The sequence below is a fragment of the Paenibacillus sp. 2RAB27 genome, assembly GCF_052115445.1.
Classification (GTDB): domain Bacteria; phylum Bacillota; class Bacilli; order Paenibacillales; family NBRC-103111; genus Paenibacillus_E.
Genome location: NZ_JBFRGR010000035.1, coordinates 1 through 18,539 on the forward strand (window position 1 = coordinate 1; position 18,539 = coordinate 18,539).

Consider the following 18,539-nt stretch of genomic DNA (forward strand, 5'->3'; position numbering starts at 1 on the left):
ATCAACATGCATCAACATGCTTGTGCTGTGCGATGATTGCCTCTCATCTCGTGCAAAAGTTTCGCCTCGTAATGCTGTTAACCAACTCTGTCGTAAATTAAGTAATCAACAATTAATTATTAGGAATATTGCTATTTGCAATCATTGTCAAAAGCAAAAAAATGTAAATAGAATCAATACAAGTAGTCACGATTCATTTCCTACTGAGGTAACCATCGCCCCTTCAATTTCTTCAACAATTCCTATCACACCCGATGTTTCCACTTGGTTTTGGGAAGGTAATATTCAGTCGAGAGTAGTAGGATATTTAGCTTCAAAAGGATATCTTATTCGAAGTGTAGCAAATACTGCAGCACGTACTCCAGGCAAAGACATAGTCGCTCTAGACCCTAATGGCAAAGAATTATGGGTAAGTGTCAAAGGATACCCTGAGAAGAGTCCAAATACTCAAGCAAGACATTGGTTCTCTTCTGCAATTTTTGATTTAATACTTTATCATGGAGAGAATCCTGAAGTCACACTTGCTATTGCTTTTCCTCAAGGATTTCAAACATATTCTAATTTAGTTCCTCGTATTCTATGGCTTAAAGATTCTTTACCATTCACTATATATTGGGTCGATGAAACAGGTAATGTAACTGTTGAATAACTCTGGAAATGTTTATCTAAGAACCTCTAAAGGTAATTTGGAACCAATCATTGAAGGTAGAATCGAAAAGGAGAAAAACATGGACAATAAAATTAATCAAGAAGAACGAGCATTTAGAGCATGGGATGTTCTCACTATTTATTCGAGGGATAAGAAAACAATTACATATAAAGAATTAGGTGAAAAATTAACTGTACATCATAGAACCTGTCGTTATTTCTTAGATTTTATACAAAACTATTGTATGGATAATAAACTACCTCCATTAACTATCATAGTTGTAAATCAAGAAGGTAATGTTGGTAATGGTTTTACTGCATGGGATACAGATAACTTAGATGAAGGTTTGAATAAAGTATTTGAGTACAATTGGGATAATCACCCTAACCCATTTTCTTTTGCTAAAGATGGAATTACCTCGGAAGAAATAGTAGAACAGTTAATTAATAATTCAGCTGATAAAAAAGAAATTTATGCAAAGGTTAAAGTTCGAGGCATTGTCCAATCATTATTCCGAAGTGCTTTATTGCGGGCATATAACAATAAATGCGCATTTTGCGGATTCCCTCATGTAGTAGCATTAGAAGCTTCGCATATTGTGCCTTGGTCTCATAGTACTGACGAGGAAAGAATCAGTGTGAACAACGGAATTTTATTGTGTAGCAACCATCATAAGTTATTTGATAGTGGGATGCTAAAGATAACTAAAGATTACAAAATCGAGGCCACAGTCTCACTTAATTCGAAAATTGTTGGCAAAAAATTAAGATTACCTAAATTAAAAGAACATTACCCTGATGTAGAAAAATTTAAAAAAAGAAATTTAATTATGACGAATTAACCGGAGGAATTATGGATTACCCACCTATAAATAATAGAGAAGATTATTTAAAAGAATTTAGGTACAAAGTCGGTGAAAAAGAGAACAAAGATGATAAGCAATTAGAAGCATTAAAATTTGCATTAGATATTAGAAAATTCGAAATTGAACTATATTGGAAAAGGGCAACGTACTTCTGGGCATTTATTGCTGCAAGTTTTGCAGGTTATTTTGCTTTAATTAACGCAAACTCACAGCATTGGAAACATATTTTAGTTGTAAGTGTCCTTGGATTTCTTTTTTCTTATTGTTGGTATTTCGTGAATCGGGGAAGTAAATTCTGGCAAAATAACTGGGAACGACATGTAGATTATTTAGAAGATGAATTGATTGGTCCTTTGTATAAAACTGTTTATAAATCGAAATCCATTAATTTCTTCAATCCAACTTCATCCTTTCCTATATCTGTATCTAGAATCAATCAATCTCTAAGTTTTTTAGTTAGTATTATCTGGACTATATTAGTATTCGGAGCCCTGCATAGATCATTTCCAGGTATTTGTGTCTTATTTATTATATTAATTGAATTGATTTCAATAGCATTTTTGACACTAATGGTTTATTATTTTGGACGTAGTGATTTACCAATTAGAAGCGAAGATTCTGCAATTTTTGTTAATAGAGGACTAAAATAAGAAATCATTTATATCTCTAAAAAGAAAACGGCACCTTAGCGGTTGCCGTTTTCTTTTCGTTACTTATCAATACTTATCACTTAAAATTGATTATTTTGGGATCCGTCATGCCATAAAACRATTTTATCTCAACTCATCCTTCAAAGGTACAATGACTTCATCTAACAACTTTCTCCACTGACGTTTCATTTCCGGACCATATTTTAGCGGTTTTGCATCTGGATGTACGGCTTTATACTTATCAAATTGCTTGCTGTCAATAATTCCCCCAATATTTGGTATTGGCTCTGAACCTATTACATATTGAACAGCAGAAGAATGCAGTTCTCCTTCATCCACAAACCAAGCGTTCACAAAATCCACAATCGCTTTATTATAGGATTCGGTGAAGAAGCGGCGTTTCACTACAAATGTATCTTCATCTGAATTTATCTCTTTGGCATCAATGGCGTTTAAAATCGCACGATATACTTCTTTAACAATTTCTGATTTTTTCAGTTTTTGAAGTGCTTTTTCGATCTCTTCACGGATATCCTGATTATTGGCTGAGTAAGTTTCTAATAATCGGTCAATATATGTTGAGTCAATATCATAGATCTTAATTGCATTTTCTCCATAGAATTCAATTTCCGAGAAATTCGGACCAGGTCCGTCTCCCTCTTCAACGACTAGTGATCCCTTGACCGTGTTGTACACGCCAATATATTCTTCTAAGGTTTTCACCTGTTCTTGGAGTGCTTTTGATTTCTCCATTTCATCGTTATAATCATCATACGTAACTAAAGCTTCGTAGGCATTGTTAAGCTCTTGAAAAGCTTTCACAAATTCAATCCGAGTTTCAAGAGGTGAGTTCTCGTTAATATCGATCGGATTTGGGACTAACGTTGTTAGCACTTTGTGAGCCTTTTTGAAGCGTTTCTTCGATTCATCATAAGTTGGATAAACAAGATTAGATTCCTCTTGTGCTTGAGAATATAACTTCGTCGCATCTTCTACATTCTGTTCCATTGTCGAAGGTTTTCGGAATGTTACAATTAATCCTTTTGTCTTTCCAGGATAGGTCCGATTGGTCCGAGAAAAGGCTTGGATCAAATTGGCATAACTTAAATTTCGATCCACAAATAACGTTTGAATCGTGGGTGCATCGAATCCAGTCAATAAGCGATCTACAACAATAACAAGGTCAATTTGTTTCCCAAATTCTTTGAACTCTGCTTTCTTACGAGCTAAACGATTGTTGATATCACCATTATATCGGTCAATATCTTCTATCGACCAAGCTGTATTATAATAATCGTTATAGTTCTTAATAATTTCTTTCATTTCATCTTGAATTTGTTTGGAATTATCTTCGTTTTCTTGTACCGAATAGGTGATGGCAATCCGCGGGAAGTTCGGATCTTCAATCGTACGCCCTGTTCGGATCGGATGTCCAGCAAATTCTTTCGTCAACCATTCTGGATCTTTGGTTATTTCCTTGATTGCCTGATAGTAGCGTTTCGCCATATCAATAGAACTTGTTGTTAAGATGGCAGACTTTTGCGGGCGACCGTTTTGGAAATCAAATTTAATATAAGCATTATCTGGTCGAAAAATCTTATGAATGACTTTTTGAATATGATCATCACTTTCGAATGAAGATGGTTCAATATATGCTTCCTTCTCTATTCCATCCATCTTATCGATCAAATCATTAATTTCATCATTACTAGAATTGGCGTATTTTTCATTTATACGAAGTTGATTAAAAATATAATTATTTAATGATGTGGGTTCAATCGTATCTTCATGCTCTACTTGGAACCCTAAAACAGCTCCATCATCCAATGCGTTCTTAATGGTATAAGTGTGCAAAACTTCTCCATACTGATCACGAGTGGTGCGAGCTAATTGGCCTTTAGCTTGTTTTTTATTTTCATTAAATATTGGCGTACCCGTAAAACCAAACCAAGTAGAATTCGGAAAAAACTCCTTAATTTCCTCCATTGCTTCAGCACTTAACGCTCTGTGGCATTCATCTACGATAAAGACAATATGTTGTCCCAGTAGTTTCTTAAAACGCTGTGTGCCTTTTTGTTCTTCCTGTCTTTGAGCGTAACGCAAGGCAGCTTCTAATTTTTGGCGGGTGGTAATGATCACTGTATTGGAATTGGTATCAGATAGTAGGGTATTACTTAGCTCTTTCGCACTTCCGGTTCCGATAATCAAGCTATTAGATTTGGCATTACCAGAAGAAATACCGGTATTAAACTCGGAAGCAAATTTGGTGAATTCTGTCGTGGTTTGATTATCCAAGTCTTTTCGATCAATCAACATAATGGTACGATCTACACCTGGTTTACGAGCTAATAACTTCGTAGAAACAAAACTTGTCAACGTTTTTCCTGAACCAGTCGCATGCCAAACATATCCAGATTCATGTTTCATTGCAGCTGTAAACAAGGCTTCTATAGCATGAATTTGATATGGGTGTAATACCATTAAGGTTTTGTTGTCTTGATCCTCACTAACTATCGAATAATTAGCAATCAAGCGGTGTGCATCGGGAATATTTAAGACCTGTTTCACAAATTCATAAAGATTTTCTACTTTTCGATTGTCCTTCGTTCGCCAACTAAAGACAAGTTTCTTATGCATGTCTTTTGGCATTGCATTGGCAAAATAACGAGTCGTTTGTTCGTTGGAAATGACAAATAACTGAAGAGTTGAAAAGATATTATTTCTGAACGTTCCTTCTTCCGCGTATTTCTTAATTTGATTATATGCTTGAAATACACCATCTTTAGCACTTACTTGTTTCAATTCAATTTGAACAATGGGCAACCCATTGATTAAAAGTGTCACGTCAAATCGGCGATCACGCTCATCAACATTTGCCTTTTTTTTCGCAATCTGATGAACGACCTCATATGTAGAGATTCCGCCGCCAATGTCTTGATTGGAATATAGCACTAAAGACATCGAACCTAAAGATACATCTTCACGTTCAACCATAATTCGAGCAATTCCATTCTCCCCTTTAAGCCATCTAGCAGCATCAAAGGGTGTCTGTGTTTTCAAAAGTAATTCTATTTTAATAGTGTCAAATTCTTTATCAGAAATTGGATGTTCTCCAATTTCTGATAAGTTATTTTGCATTATTTTTTGACGTAAATTCTTCCATAAATCCTCTTCAGACTTTAAATCCGGACGATTATTCCATTGATTACGTCCTTCTCCTAATACCTCAATCAGGCGACGTTCCACTTCAGCTTCATCATTATGCGGTATCTTTGTCATCTTTCTTCCTCTCTTCTGCTTCCCGAAACAAACATTTTTTGTAGAAATGCTTGTTTCGTTACTTTTAAAGTACCTAATTCGTGTTGATGAAGATCGATAGTGTCGTCTAAGTATTTGAAAAAGTTGCCTATTTTTACTTGTTCTTTTAGTGATGGTACAAATAGATCCATTTCGCCCAGCATTTTTCCGGATATTTCCAAAAAAGTTGATCCTGATGCATTTTTTAATCCATACTCTTTTATTTTATAGCCTATAGAATAAACAAAATAAACATTGTAATTATTATTAATTACAAGAGATTGAAAACCTTGGTTTGTAGCTCCATCTTTCTTTAATATAGCCATATCTCCTATCCCAGCACGAGATGTAAACAAAATAGTTTTGTTCGCTGGCAGTACTTTGGCAGAACTCTTTTTTAATCCAAGTGCAGTTATTTTTCTTTGGCTACCAACAGCATATATTGTTTTTCCAATCTCTACAGGTGAATACCAATCAATATCACCGTCCCAATATTCTTTGACTTCCGTACTTGGCGTTCCTCCACCAATAATTTCAGCTACTTCTTTCAACTTACGCTGCTCCCATTCTCCAGTAAATCCTGGGAAACGAACTTCCGGMATAGACTCCCCTTTTTCGGGAAACATTTTCTGTAAAAATCCCTGTTTTGTTTGCAAGAGGGCGTCTAGTTCTTGCATATGAAGAGCGATCATGTCGTCTAATTTTTCTAAAAAGTTACCTACTAGGTTTTGTTCTTCAACTGTTGGAAGCAATAACTTATAAGTTTGTAGAACGTTATAATATAAACGGACTCTGGTACCACCTTTTTTTTGCATATGAGAAAAGCTAGAAAAGTCATCTGAATAGTTTAGATGACTTAATATAAACTCATCATTTGCTTCTTCATTAGTTGTAAATACAGGGTACTCTTTACTTACAAGAATAGGTGTCCCCATAACATTTTTATTGAAATGGAAAGTTGAATCATCTGACATATGTCGGTAAGTAATATAGTTTACTGGTACGAGATGAAAAGTTAACGTTTCATCTATTCCACTTCGTGCTCCATCAAAATATTCCGTTTGTAAAAACAATCCTTTTCTAGATGACGTAGCTATTGGGAATTTATCACCTTTGGTTAATTCGTTATGTTCTTTTAAAACATCCCCTAACTTACGTTCTTCCCAATCTCCAATAAATCCTGAAAATCGAATTTCGGGTGTATATTTATTTCCCACGATTAAACACCTCTAATGCACCCTTGATCCATTCTGCGTTTTCTTCATCAAATTGTAGCGAAGAAATCATGTCAAATAAACTGGACTCTAGTTCAGCTTTTTCTCTTCGAATGTCTTGAATTGTTGAGCCAATTGTAGCCATATCAATAGTTGCTTCTTCCTCAAAGGTATCTACGTATCGAGTGATGTTCAAATTGAAATCATTTTCTTTGATTACGGCAAATGTAGCGACATGTGCATATTTTTCAACATCTTCTCGCTTCTTGTATGTTTCGACAATTTTATCAATATTTTCTTTGGAAAGTTTATTTTGGTTCTTTCCTTTCGTAAACTCATTACTAGCATCAATAAATAAAACATCACGAGTGGTACGATTTTTCTTCAATATTATGACCGTTGTTGGAATCGATGTCCCAAAGAATAAGTTTGCTGGCATTCCTATTACGGCATCAATACTGCCATCTTCTAACAATTTCTTACGAATCACACCTTCTGCAGCTCCACGGAACAATACCCCATGCGGCAAAACAATTGCCATTGTTCCTGAATCTTTCAAATGATAGAACCCATGTAAAAGAAAAGCAAAGTCTGCTTTTGATTTTGGTGCTAACTTTCCGTAACGATTGAAACGAGAATCATCTAAAAATGTATCATCAGAAGACCATGTTGCAGAGTAGGGTGGATTCATAAGGACAGAATCAAAGGTATAAGGCTCATCTGTCGGCCAATCTTTGTTCAATGTATCCCCATTGCGTAAACGCATATCTTCTTTTTCAACACCATGTAATATCAAGTTCATCTTCGCTAGATTAAAGGTCGTTGTATTTAGTTCTTGTCCATGATACTTTACACTATCTGGATGGTTAATATAGTTGCGTATGTTCAACATCAAGGAACCTGATCCCATGGTTGCATCAAATACGCTAAATAATTTTTTGTCTTCTTGACCAATTGCGGCAATGCGAGCCATCATGTCAGATACTTCATGAGGTGTATAGAATTCTCCAGCTTTTTTACCAGCTTCTGAGGCAAATTGACCAATCAAGAACTCATAGGCATCCCCAATTACATCGCCATTATGTCCTAACACATCGATATCATTTAGTTTCTTCAGTACTTCTGTAATTGTAATGTTTCGTTGTTGATCATCTGATCCCAGTTTTTTTGATTTTAAATCCACATCATCAAATAATCCATTGAATTGGTCATATTTCGTAGCCAACTCAATAAAAGATTTATTCAAGTCATTCAACTGAAACGTATTTTGTTTTGCTTGATTGGTTAATTCATTAAATAAATATTCTGGTTGAATATCATAGCCCAATGTATCTACTAATGTTTCAATTAAGTCATCTTTTACATCTTTATCCGCCAATAAATCCCTATATAATTGAATTTGTTTCTCTTGTGTGTTGTATTCTTCTAGCGATTCATCTGCTATTTCAACAACTTTTTCTAATAACTTATCCGATAAAAACTTGTAAAAGATCAATCCTAGTAAGTAGTTTTTATATTCTGATGCATCCATTTTGCTTCGCAGGTTGTCTGCAGCACTAAATAATCTTGAGTTTAATTCAGCCATGTTGTATTCCTCACTTTATCTATTATTGGTTCAAATGCTTCATTTCAAATAACTCCATGATGACATAATGAGAATTATGTACTTAAGTCAATAAAGCGATAAACAATTTTATAGCTAATCAATTTTATCATAGTAATTTAGACCTGGATATACAATATATGTATCCTATTATGTCCATTTGATAAAATACGATATTTTACTCCCCGACATATCCCTCTATAATCTGATATTTCCCACATTCACACGAACGTATATTCCTATTTTGATTAATTTATGCTACTATTTACCTATAGGAGGTAGTATATGAACCTATCACTTTACAGACCTACTGAACTCGAAAAATGGCTTGAAAAAGAATACCGCAGCATAGGAATTGAGTACGCCTCAGACATGGACTTAGACCTAATCTCATCCATCTTTGATGTCGAAATACGTACTTACAACGGCCCCTCTTTCGCTGAATGGAAAGAAGACGAATACTCTTTCATTTTCCTTAATGCCTATCTTAATGAAAAACAAAGACGTGAAGTCTTCTTTCATGAGCTTTGCCATCCTCTGCAGCATGTTGGCCAACAAGAAATCATGCCCAAATCGTTTATTGAATTGCAGGAAATTCAAGCAAAAAACTTTCAACATTACGCAGCCATGCCTTCATACCTACTTGAGGAATTTAAATCAGTCTCTCCTTCCTTACTTGTGAAGGTTATTGCTGAAGAATTCTGCTTAACAGAGCGATTTGTACAGCATCGACTAGAACAAATTCAAAATCGTGTCCAAAGCGCTCAATACGAAGAAGAACTGATTCGTCGTCGAAATACGAAGATTGTCATTGATGATGACCACGTAAGACGTGTAATGGCAGAGCTTGGGAGAAAACAACTAGAAGGAGCATAAGCATGGCGAAGTTATCCGTTTTCTACTCGGAGCACCCCGAGGATTTCCATCCGGTACCGGACAAATTAAACATCTCATTTGGCCCAGGAAACATTGCCTGGCATAAAAATTTTCTGTACATACCTTTAGAAGCTCCATTTCGGCCCAAGGCTGCCGAGGACTACGCAGATGATTCTATAGGCGTTTCTATTCATTTCGAAGACCTGACAAAGCATCCAGAGCGTCCTAATCAGTTTGGAATCGATATACATAGTGTTGTCCGTCGATTGGAAAAGTTGAAATACCAAGAGGGGCTACATTTTGAATATAGCGACATAGAGCAATTCATTATTCAAATGGCTGATATTGAGGAAATCATGCAGATGGATGTAAAACCTTTTTATGAATGGAGGTAGGACATGCCGAGTATAGAGAAGCGAGGAAAAAATGCATTTCGTTTGGTTATCGAAGCAGGCTACGATTCATTAGGGAATCGTATTAAAAGGTCTAGAACTGTTAAAGTCTCTACGCTGAAAGAAGCTAAAGCAGAACTAGCTAAGTTTCAAATTGAATTTGAAGTTGGCGAGTATATTTCTCCTGAGAAACAAACTTTCGCTGCATTCGTCGAAGAATGGAAAACCAAGTTCGTCGAAAAGAATCTAGAAGCAAAAACAATTGTAAATTATCTTTATCACGTAAATAAACGCATTCTCCCCTATTTCGGAAAACTGCATATGAATAAGATCAAGACAATGCATATCATTGATTATTTAGAAAAGCTGCATACTGAGAATCGCATTATCGGTGAAGGTACTCTCTCCTCTTCAACGATCGTTTATAATTACCGTGTAATACGCAGCATTTTTTCAAAAGCAGTGGATTGGAAGGTCATTAAAGACAATCCAGTTAAAGGGGTAACCAAACCTAAAGAGAAATCCAAAGAGATGGATGTCTATAACGACGAGGAAGTTCGATGGTTAATCAAGGCACTTGCAAATGAAAAGCCTCTATTCCGAGTTTTAATTCTTTTAGCTCTTACAACAGGCCTTCGTTGCGGAGAACTCCTGGGGCTTGAATGGAAGCATGTTGATTTAGAAACCGGCATAATCGATGTCAAACAATCCATACCTATGTTTAAAGATGGACAACCCATCATCAAGGAGCCGAAAACCAAAAACTCAATACGCAAAGTATCGGTTCCGAGCTTTGTGATTCAAGAACTGAAAAGTTTTTATAATCAAAGTAAAACGGATCGAGATGCCCTCGAAGAAAAATGGGCAGCTGGTTTACATTTCTTTGTTTTCAGTAGTTGGAATGGCAAGCCCTTTTACACGAAAACTCCTGGAGATATGTGGCGCCGCTTTATTAGAAAATATCCCCAGATGAAATATATTCGATTCCATGACCTCCGTCATACTTCTGCAACCCTTCTCATCAACCAAGGCGTCCATGCTAAGATCATTTCTAATCGTCTAGGTCACTCTAATATTTCCACAACCATGAACGTGTATGGACATGCCATTCAATCTGCAGATCAAGCCGCGGCGAGTAAGTTTGATTCATTCTTTACTGATCCTAGTGATCCCCTCAACTGATAAAGGAGATAAATGTGAGATGTAGAATATACACAACAGAAAAGTTTAGTGTTGGTTATCGTTGAGGGGGAAATAAATGAAGATCTTTAAAGGAATTAGTATATTTTCTTTATTCTTAGGCTTTCTCGTAGAACAGATCAGTTCGATGATCTGTCGGTTCATTTTTGTTTTTATTCTTATTAAAGCAGTTCCTAGTAATGTTCACGATGCACCTGGGTTGATATATTCAAATACCCTTTACCTTTTAATTGTGCTTCTAGTTACTTTGCTATTAAGTTCGCTCGGCGGTTACGTTACGGCCAGAATTGCGAAAACATCAAAAATTAAAAATGCCGTTATTCTCGCCGTTTTCTTCGAGCTATTTATTTTCAATCCACTTGTTGGACCAACTTCTTATCCTTACTGGTATATTATCATCTTACTCATTTTGAATATTCCAGCTGCTGTTTTAGGTGCTAAGATCGCATTAAAGAAAGTAATATTCAGTTCATAAAACCACACGGCAGCGCTCAACTGACAGGTAGATATCCGGAGTTATAAAACTCTATCATGGGTTTTTAGCGGTTTCATAAGAAGTATTTCTTGTGATTTGATAAATAAAAACTAATGCAATAAATTAATGGGGATTAAGGGGGTAAATATGGAATCTAATCATGTTCATGAAGAGGATGTTTGGAAGGAAATGTTTACAAGGACAGCTGATGAACCAATAGTTTGGTTAGTCAAAGCGAAAGAATTAAATTTTGCAGCAAAAATATTACTACCCAAGTTAGAAGAAGGAACTAAAAAAATAATGAATATGGAGGAAGAACTCCTTGAAGAAGATTTTTATAACTCCTGGTTAACATCTACACTAATGATGTTATTAGGTTATTCATTAGAAGTACTAATTAAAGGAATTTATTTAATCAACAATAAAACAATTGTAACAAATGGAACATTGAATAGGTGGCCAGGCAACGGACATTCACTATTACAGTTAGTTGAATTTGTGAACAAGAGTGATGGAGGTGCTACTATTACATTATCTAAAGATGAACAGTATTTACTGATTAGACTTAGTGAGTTTACAATATGGGCAGGGAAATATCCTATCCCCAAAAATTATAAAACAAAAATGCCACAGGAAATGAGCGATGGAAGTAGAGTTATTTTAACAAGTTTTATAAGCGGAGATATTGAAACCTTTGACCGATTATTTATAAAGTTATCGACATATTACGAGGCGAACTCGAGTTAAGCAACTAAAATGTAAGTTCAAACAAATCAAGGATCAGATCACCGCGGAGACTGCTCCTATTTCATTGCAATGGGCAGTACAATGAAAAGTCAGGCTAGGACTCGAAGCCTGTCATGCATACAACTAGTACAGTTTTTGAAACAAAAAAGTTGGGGACGGATTGGGGACGAAATTCTTCAAACCGTCCCCAACTGCATCAAACTGAATACGATCGAGAAGTTGAAAAGCCTTATATATCAAGGCTTTTCCGGACTATAACAGAGCCCAACAAAAGCTCTTGCTCTCTTCTCCCATGAGGCGGCTGCGCAAGCAGTCGCCGTTATTATTTTATATAGGGTACCAAATGAAATATAATCGTTCTAAATCTACATTATCTACATTAAATTAACGAAAAAAGCCCAAAAGTGGATTTCTCTTTCGGGCTTTTTTCGCTTCTATTTGTGAAACAGAAAAGTCTGAGGATTTTCTTCCCACCAGGAAATCCACTTACTAGCAAGCTTATCTGTAGACTTACATTGCGCAATCTTTTCTTTTCTTTTCTTTCATTAATAAAGCCGCGGCAACTTTTCTCATCTAGACATTCCAAATGATTCAATGCTTTTTGTCGAAAAATGCAACCCAATATATTCCATATAGTCCATAATACCTAAGGTGAGGGTTTGAATCCCATTCGCTACAGGGAGATGTAATATTGAGATACAATTTGAAGCTGAGTGACGACGCTTTACTTTCGGCGTACAAAGATGCTCTTATAATGAATCTAAGTGAAGAGTTTATTGAATTACTTGAAAAAGAGTTGATTAACAGAGGCATTGCTTTTACACGACCATCAAAGGAAGAGCAAGAATACTAATTGCTAGTTAAAAAATGATGGGCGAATGGGATCTACCCTTCACCAGAAAAAGCCCTGCTAGTTCTTTACTAGCAGGGTATGGTTAATTATAGGCTAAAAAAGTCTAAGGGATCATTAACAATAGAATTTATGGATCTGCCATCTCATCTTCAGTCCACTCTTTGCTCAACTCTGCTTTCAAAACATCCTTATAACAAATCCCTTGCCAATCCTCTACTCCATTAAAAGGATTGATCGTATCTAAGCGGAATTCTGCCTGCTTATACGCTTAAGCTCTTTCTGCTGCAGACGAATAGCATCTTTAAACTCGGGACCGATGAAGCGTGAAGATTCCCATATCCCATTATTATTAATTTTGCTCATCAATATATAAAAAGAACTTTTCTTCTTATTGTATACTGACGACGTATTAGCAATTCAAGCGTTTTTTGAACAGAGGTTTAATAACAAAAAAAACATAAGGCTAACTTTCCCTAAGGCCAATAAAGGTTATTAAACGGGTAGGATTCTTGAGTAAATGCTATACTATCTACATAAAGAATTGGAAGAAAAAAGTAAATGTAATCGGGGTGTCTAAGTGGTATTGGCATTAATTGGAAGTATTACATTTTTGGCGGTTGCCATTTTGTACATATTGTTAGCTATGGGTTTACCTTACGGAGAGTTTGCAATGGGCGGTAAGTATAAAGTAATGCCAAAACAAATGAGAGTTGCATGTGCAATTTCGGTATTAATTCAGTTGATTGCAATCATCTTTATACTTCAAGCAGGGAATGTAATCTCCATAGATGCTTTAACAACCATTGCAAAAGGAGTATGTTATTTTTTTTCATTTTATTTAATAGTAAATACCATAATGAATGCTTTGTCCAAAAGTAAAAAGGAAAAGTTTATTATGACACCATTATCTTTTCTCACTGCAATTTGTTTCCTAATTACAGCAATAAATGGATAGTTAACTCGTTGTATATTCAGCTAAACGAGGTACGATAGCTTAATCATTTAATTTATGAATATTAAAAACAATAGACAAGTCATTGAAAATGATTTGTACCAGAAGCATCGGACAAAGAAAAAGCCCCTGAGGGACTCCCCCAAGAGCTTTTTTTACTTTAGTATTTACTTACCCTTTTTTCTACTTTTACCATGATTCGGTTTATTATCTTCTTGATCTTTAGCGTGATTTTCTCGTTGTTTATCGTGTGTTGTCATGACATTAGCCCACCCATCTGAGTAATTGAAAACATAGATATTGTACTCATCTAATGGGCGTTGTACGCAGCCACTTTGTACCAAAATACTAGACCAACTCTTCAAATAACTATTTTGAATTTTTTAGTATAACTTAAGCCTCTTTTATCGCATTATATTGAAGGGTACACCACCCAATCAAAGGAGGAAAATAAATTGTATAACCAAAACAGTAATCAAGCCAAAACTAAACAGGTCATTGACGCAGCAGCTCAAGCAGCAGCTAATGCTGTAACACAAGCTACAAACCAATCACCTTCTGCTCAAGCAGCACAAGCATTAACTTCTACTGTAACAACTCAAACTCAATCTCAAAATCCAATTAATCCTCATCAAACAGCTCAACAGGTTGAGCAACAAGCTCAACAAACAATTCAGGAATCGCAACAATTAAATCAGCAAGTGACACAACAGGCTACGCAAGCGCTTGAAACTGCGGTTCAAGCGGACCAATTAGCACAACAAGCTCATCAGCTCGCTGCTTCAAGTTCCCAACAACTACAACAAGCAGAACAAGAGCTTCAACAAGCACAAAAAACTTTACATCAAAACCAGTCTGTTTCTACAACAATTCAAGATCTTTCATAAAATAGTAGAAGTCYCCTTTTTTATACGAGGGGGACTTCTTTTCATTTAACATCTAAAAACTCCTCGAACACTCCTCTTTGCGACTCAACTGAACAGCATTGTCCCAATTACGCCACCACAATCTTCTCATATACCACCCTACACGATCCACCCTTATTGCTTATAAACATTGATCCTTCTCAGCAGGTGGTATGACCCGTCATACATCACTACATTACCGTGTTGATTAATTGCAAAAACGTTAAACGATAGCATCGATCCAAATGAAAAGCCCATATTCGTGAAAGCACTGGCATCGTACGTATTGGTTTTGGGGAGGTAGAGACCTGTGTTATAAGCAGCAATATCTTTCAAACCAACATAAGGCTGAGTTTCACCAGTTGTCTTTACTTCCCAAATCTGTCGTTGCCCTTCGACGTAGAAAGTTCCGTTATCCTCGTATACCCTCAGAATCTCTTCCTTTATGTCTATGGGGGCTACGAACCTCAGATTTCCGGATTCCTCCAGTTCAAAAATCGATTGCTTAGATACATCTAGAACAAACACTTTACCACCATTCACAACGGCTGCCAGTTTCACATTATCCTTCTCAGGAGTAAAGGACATGAATACGTTTGCTTGCTGACCAGATTCGCCTGCATATATGTGATCGTGAAGAATATCGCTGAAGTAAAAATGCTGACCATCGGGCGTCACCATAAAGTTACCTGGATGATAAGTCGTTTTCCCGATTGTATATGTCATCATTCGAACATTGGGTGCAATCTCATATATGACGGTAGATACACTGGTATCAGAAGAAAAGCTACTGGTAGCCATTAAATAAAGCTTTTCCAATTTAGAATCATATACAAGTTTGCGCGGCGAGAGAATGCTGGCGTTAATATGCTGCTCTCCAAACTTCGGATCCCTATAGTCAAAATTAAAGCTCTGATCAAAACCGCTGTACATCACTTTCATTTCACCTGTTACTTCATTATAGACACGAAGGATAAAACTCATCTCGGTAGCTGCATTTCGCTCTAAAATATAAATCAGATTGTGCTGATCGGAGGCCATACTGATCACATTCACATTGGGTCGTTCGACAAAGAAATTATAGGTAAAACCCATATTCGAAGCCGTCATTAAGTTGTCTATACGAATCTCCGCAGCTTTCGGATGAGGCGTTGTGATCATAATGGTTTTCGTTTCATCATTGAAAGCAACCGTCTGATTCAAGTTTTCTGCAATAAATCGCAATGGCATTAGCGTAGTATTATTCATTATGACTGCTGGCTGCTCTAGCGTCTTACTCTGATTATCAATACGAACAATTCTGTTATCAATGGAAAGTTGTATCGAATGACCCGCATACTTGAGAGTGATGGACTGGTCCTCTGTATTCCATGTCAAATCTGCCTTCAAGGCATCTGCAATAAAACGAAGAGGAACCATTGTCGTATTATTTAACAACACAGGCGGTGTTGAAAGCGTCGTTTTCTGCCCATTTACGACTGCCGTTACATCGTTTATGGTCAATTGAATCTTTACACCGACCGAGCTTTTCCAATCATTAGCATAACTCGTTAGGGTATAACTATTTAGCAGCATAGCTGTAAAAGCCACGAATATCACACATACCCGATGCAACACATCTCATCCCCCTATAGTCTAGGTGCTTGTATTAGAAGATTTGACTTGCAAGAGTTCGTTATTCTTACGTTGCAGTTCATGAAGGATTGCATTCGTGTTGTTCAAGTTTTTTTGTGCCGTACGCGTAGCGTTAAGCAGGCTGATGCCAAATTGTTTCTCGAATTCGGGCATACTATTTCCTGTAAGTTTAAACAATAGCAAATTCTTTGTTTGTAAAACATTGTTAAATGCAACACTCTCATTCTTAATAATGGATTTAAGATCATCTGAATTACTTACTGTTTGTATGAGATTTAGCGCTATTTGGCTGGATTCATTGTATTGTTTCATTAATTCTTCAAAATCCATATTTAATTGATTCGTAAATTCATTTCCATTCGCTAAATTGGCATACTGCTGAAGTTGTTGCGAGAAAGTTAGCAAGGCTGTATCCGTATCCTTTAGCCATTGATAGACATTCATCAAGTTTTCTAATTCTTGTTTGGCAGGATTTAAGGGGTTGGCTGAGACGGATTGAGGCATTGTCACATTTACACTATATGTAGCGGGATTCCATGTCACGAGAACCCCAAGTTGTCGTAACATAGACAAGGGCACAACAGTGTGATCTTTATAAATCATTGCGGGTAATTCATCGACTTTTAAATGTTGTCCTTCGGATGTTACTTGTACAATAGGATTTCCTTCGAAATCTCCATTTAAAGTAGCAGCTCCGGCTACGCCAACTGGGACAGAGAGTACTAGTAATAATAGAATAAACCTTTTCATTGTTCACCTCCTTAGGAATTTGTTTGACTGCTACTTACATTCCACATTTACAACACGCTCTCCTTCTGGTAGGCTTGATCCTCTATTCCATTTTATGCTATAATCAAAAAACAAGAACATACATTCTCTTTTCGCATTCATCCTACAGTCAGAAAAGAAGGTCAGCCATGAAAGATCAGCCTGTATTTGAGAATCTACGTGACAAGTATGCCGATGAAGACCGCGCTAAGCTTGTGATGTTGCAGTTACGAACATTAATGGGACAGAAGCAGAAGAAGAAATGGTATCAGAAATGGAAAACGCCGACAAAGACGAAGCCTACGACTTGGAACGACTAGAACGTCCGTGCAGGCGTATAGATTGAGATAATCAAATAGAGGCTCCCCTCCGTAGCACGCTACGTGGAGAGCCTCTTCACTTTTATCGGTTTCTTTTGCGTGAATAATATAAGACCCCTAAGTAGTGCGCCCCTGTGAACAGGGTGAGTATACCGAAGAACAATAAGAATCCGCCGTTACGATCACGGAAAAACAATTGCACAACGAACAATGCAAGGGAAATTTCGCTCCAGAGAAGGGTTCTTTTCTTAAGCTGTGTCAAATCGGCTGTGGATTTGCTTATTTTGCGAAGATTCATGTAAGTCAGGCCAGCGAGTACGATAACACCAATGACGATCACGAGAATATAACTTGAATTGCCCGACATGTGACTCCCCCTATTTCTAGTAGATATATATCCAAGATACATGGATTAGGACGGAATGTCTATTTGAAAATGTCATTTCGAAGCAGGGGAGTAGCTTCCCCCGTTGAACTTATATTGTAAATTGACTTCTTAACTGAGTGAGGTGCCCACATCATGTCTACCCCAACATTCAAGCCATTGGAAACGTCCGATATTCCTTTACTGATGGATATTTACAATCATTTCGTTATTCATTCAACCTATTCGTTCCATACAGAACCTGTTGCATTACCCGAGTTCACAGAAAGTGTCGTCCACGCTAATCCTCGTTATCAAACGTATGTCATTCTGCTAGATGAGAAGTTGCAAGGTTATGTTCAAATTATGCCCCATAAGAAAAAACAAGCCTATGATACAACAGGTGAAGTGACCATCTATCTTCATCCAGCATGCGTTGGCAAAGGGATCGGATCTGCCTCTATTCAATATGTAGAAGCGTTCGCGAAGGCGCGCGGCTTCCATTCCATAATTGCAACTGTTTGTGCGGATAATTCTGCTAGCATCCATATGTTCACCCGAAATGGCTACCAACAATGTGCACACTATCGAGAGGTTGGCTTCAAATGGGGTCAATTTTTAGATATTGTTACGTTTCAAAAAATTATTTCATAGTCTGTCCCCCTTGTGAAGCGCCCCATCTCTAGAACAATTTGTTTCCGTTATTTGCACGGGATAATTTCGCCTCCCCTTACAAAACCTAGAGCATAGTCATAAAATGCTCGGAGGGGATTG

19 protein-coding genes are annotated in these 18,539 nt (G+C 36.7%); 13 read left to right on the forward strand and 6 right to left on the reverse strand.

What is annotated here, in order from left to right:
* The 3 genes from AB4114_RS29550 to AB4114_RS29560 all read left to right on the forward strand — a co-directional run.
* On the forward strand, nucleotides 1-649 hold a 649-nt coding region (locus AB4114_RS29550), incomplete at its 5' end, for a hypothetical protein (protein ID WP_441991610.1).
* A gap of 79 nt (nucleotides 650-728) precedes the next feature.
* Entirely contained in the window at nucleotides 729-1,490 is a 762-nt protein-coding gene (locus AB4114_RS29555) for an HNH endonuclease (protein WP_441991611.1), read from the forward strand.
* A gap of 11 nt (nucleotides 1,491-1,501) precedes the next feature.
* Nucleotides 1,502-2,164, forward strand: a complete 663-nt coding sequence (locus AB4114_RS29560; protein ID WP_441991612.1) for a RipA family octameric membrane protein — start codon at nucleotides 1,502-1,504, stop codon at nucleotides 2,162-2,164.
* A gap of 123 nt (nucleotides 2,165-2,287) precedes the next feature.
* On the opposite strand, the gene AB4114_RS29565 is transcribed toward AB4114_RS29560, so the two are convergent.
* The 3 genes from AB4114_RS29565 to AB4114_RS29575 are packed head-to-tail and all read right to left on the reverse strand — an operon-like array spanning nucleotide 2,288 to nucleotide 8,260.
* Entirely contained in the window at nucleotides 2,288-5,443 is a 3,156-nt protein-coding gene (locus tag AB4114_RS29565) for a type I restriction endonuclease subunit R (RefSeq protein WP_441991613.1), read from the reverse strand.
* On the reverse strand, nucleotides 5,440-6,678 hold the full coding sequence (locus tag AB4114_RS29570; protein ID WP_441991614.1) for a restriction endonuclease subunit S: 1,239 nt from the start codon (nucleotides 6,676-6,678) through the stop codon (nucleotides 5,440-5,442). Before AB4114_RS29570 ends, AB4114_RS29565 begins: the two co-directional genes overlap by 4 nt.
* Nucleotides 6,668-8,260, reverse strand: coding sequence for a type I restriction-modification system subunit M (locus tag AB4114_RS29575; protein WP_441991615.1), 1,593 nt, complete (start codon nucleotides 8,258-8,260; stop codon nucleotides 6,668-6,670). The genes AB4114_RS29570 and AB4114_RS29575 overlap by 11 nt, the downstream gene beginning before the upstream one ends.
* Before the next feature lie 303 nt (nucleotides 8,261-8,563).
* On the opposite strand from AB4114_RS29575, the gene AB4114_RS29580 reads away from it, so the two are divergent.
* The 8 genes from AB4114_RS29580 to AB4114_RS29615 all read left to right on the forward strand — a co-directional run bounded on the left by AB4114_RS29580 (nucleotide 8,564) and on the right by AB4114_RS29615 (nucleotide 14,660).
* On the forward strand, nucleotides 8,564-9,154 hold the full coding sequence (locus AB4114_RS29580; RefSeq protein ID WP_441991616.1) for an ImmA/IrrE family metallo-endopeptidase: 591 nt from the start codon (nucleotides 8,564-8,566) through the stop codon (nucleotides 9,152-9,154).
* A 2-nt stretch (nucleotides 9,155-9,156) separates the two neighbouring features.
* Nucleotides 9,157-9,549 (forward strand): hypothetical protein, encoded by a 393-nt coding sequence (locus tag AB4114_RS29585; protein WP_441991617.1) that lies wholly within the window; start codon nucleotides 9,157-9,159, stop codon nucleotides 9,547-9,549.
* Nucleotides 9,550-9,552: 3 nt separating this feature from the next.
* The gene (locus AB4114_RS29590) at nucleotides 9,553-10,728 is read left to right on the forward strand and encodes a tyrosine-type recombinase/integrase (protein ID WP_441991618.1); all 1,176 of its coding nucleotides are present in this window, start codon (nucleotides 9,553-9,555) and stop codon (nucleotides 10,726-10,728) included.
* 76 nt (nucleotides 10,729-10,804) lie between these two features.
* Complete coding sequence (locus AB4114_RS29595; protein ID WP_441991619.1) at nucleotides 10,805-11,221, forward strand: hypothetical protein; 417 nt, start codon at nucleotides 10,805-10,807, stop codon at nucleotides 11,219-11,221.
* Nucleotides 11,222-11,368: 147 nt separating this feature from the next.
* Nucleotides 11,369-11,968 (forward strand): hypothetical protein, encoded by a 600-nt coding sequence (locus tag AB4114_RS29600; protein WP_441991620.1) that lies wholly within the window; start codon nucleotides 11,369-11,371, stop codon nucleotides 11,966-11,968.
* A gap of 703 nt (nucleotides 11,969-12,671) precedes the next feature.
* Nucleotides 12,672-12,821: a sporulation histidine kinase inhibitor Sda gene (gene sda, locus AB4114_RS29605; protein ID WP_441991674.1), complete on the forward strand. Its 150-nt coding sequence runs from the start codon at nucleotides 12,672-12,674 to the stop codon at nucleotides 12,819-12,821.
* A 577-nt stretch (nucleotides 12,822-13,398) separates the two neighbouring features.
* Entirely contained in the window at nucleotides 13,399-13,776 is a 378-nt protein-coding gene (locus AB4114_RS29610) for a hypothetical protein (protein ID WP_441991621.1), read from the forward strand.
* 452 nt (nucleotides 13,777-14,228) lie between these two features.
* Entirely contained in the window at nucleotides 14,229-14,660 is a 432-nt protein-coding gene (locus tag AB4114_RS29615) for a hypothetical protein (RefSeq protein ID WP_441991622.1), read from the forward strand.
* Between the two features lie 153 nt (nucleotides 14,661-14,813).
* On the opposite strand, the gene AB4114_RS29620 is transcribed toward AB4114_RS29615, so the two are convergent.
* On the reverse strand, nucleotides 14,814-16,295 hold the full coding sequence (locus AB4114_RS29620) for a copper amine oxidase N-terminal domain-containing protein (protein WP_441991623.1): 1,482 nt from the start codon (nucleotides 16,293-16,295) through the stop codon (nucleotides 14,814-14,816).
* An 18-nt stretch (nucleotides 16,296-16,313) separates the two neighbouring features.
* The gene (locus tag AB4114_RS29625) at nucleotides 16,314-17,063 is read right to left on the reverse strand and encodes a hypothetical protein (protein WP_441991624.1); all 750 of its coding nucleotides are present in this window, start codon (nucleotides 17,061-17,063) and stop codon (nucleotides 16,314-16,316) included.
* A 167-nt stretch (nucleotides 17,064-17,230) separates the two neighbouring features.
* Here AB4114_RS29625 and AB4114_RS29630 point away from each other — a divergent pair, with 167 nt between their 5' ends.
* Nucleotides 17,231-17,401: a hypothetical protein gene (locus AB4114_RS29630; protein ID WP_441991625.1), complete on the forward strand. Its 171-nt coding sequence runs from the start codon at nucleotides 17,231-17,233 to the stop codon at nucleotides 17,399-17,401.
* Between the two features lie 82 nt (nucleotides 17,402-17,483).
* Here AB4114_RS29630 and AB4114_RS29635 read toward each other — a convergent pair whose 3' ends face one another.
* Nucleotides 17,484-17,768 carry a hypothetical protein gene (locus AB4114_RS29635; protein WP_056624777.1) on the reverse strand — a complete coding sequence of 95 codons (285 nt, stop codon included), beginning with the start codon at nucleotides 17,766-17,768 and terminating at the stop codon, nucleotides 17,484-17,486.
* A 153-nt stretch (nucleotides 17,769-17,921) separates the two neighbouring features.
* Between AB4114_RS29635 and AB4114_RS29640 the strand changes: the two genes are divergently transcribed.
* A complete protein-coding gene (locus tag AB4114_RS29640) occupies nucleotides 17,922-18,419 on the forward strand; it encodes a GNAT family N-acetyltransferase (protein ID WP_441991626.1) in 498 nt (165 codons plus the stop codon).
* Nucleotides 18,420-18,539 lie beyond the last annotated feature (120 nt).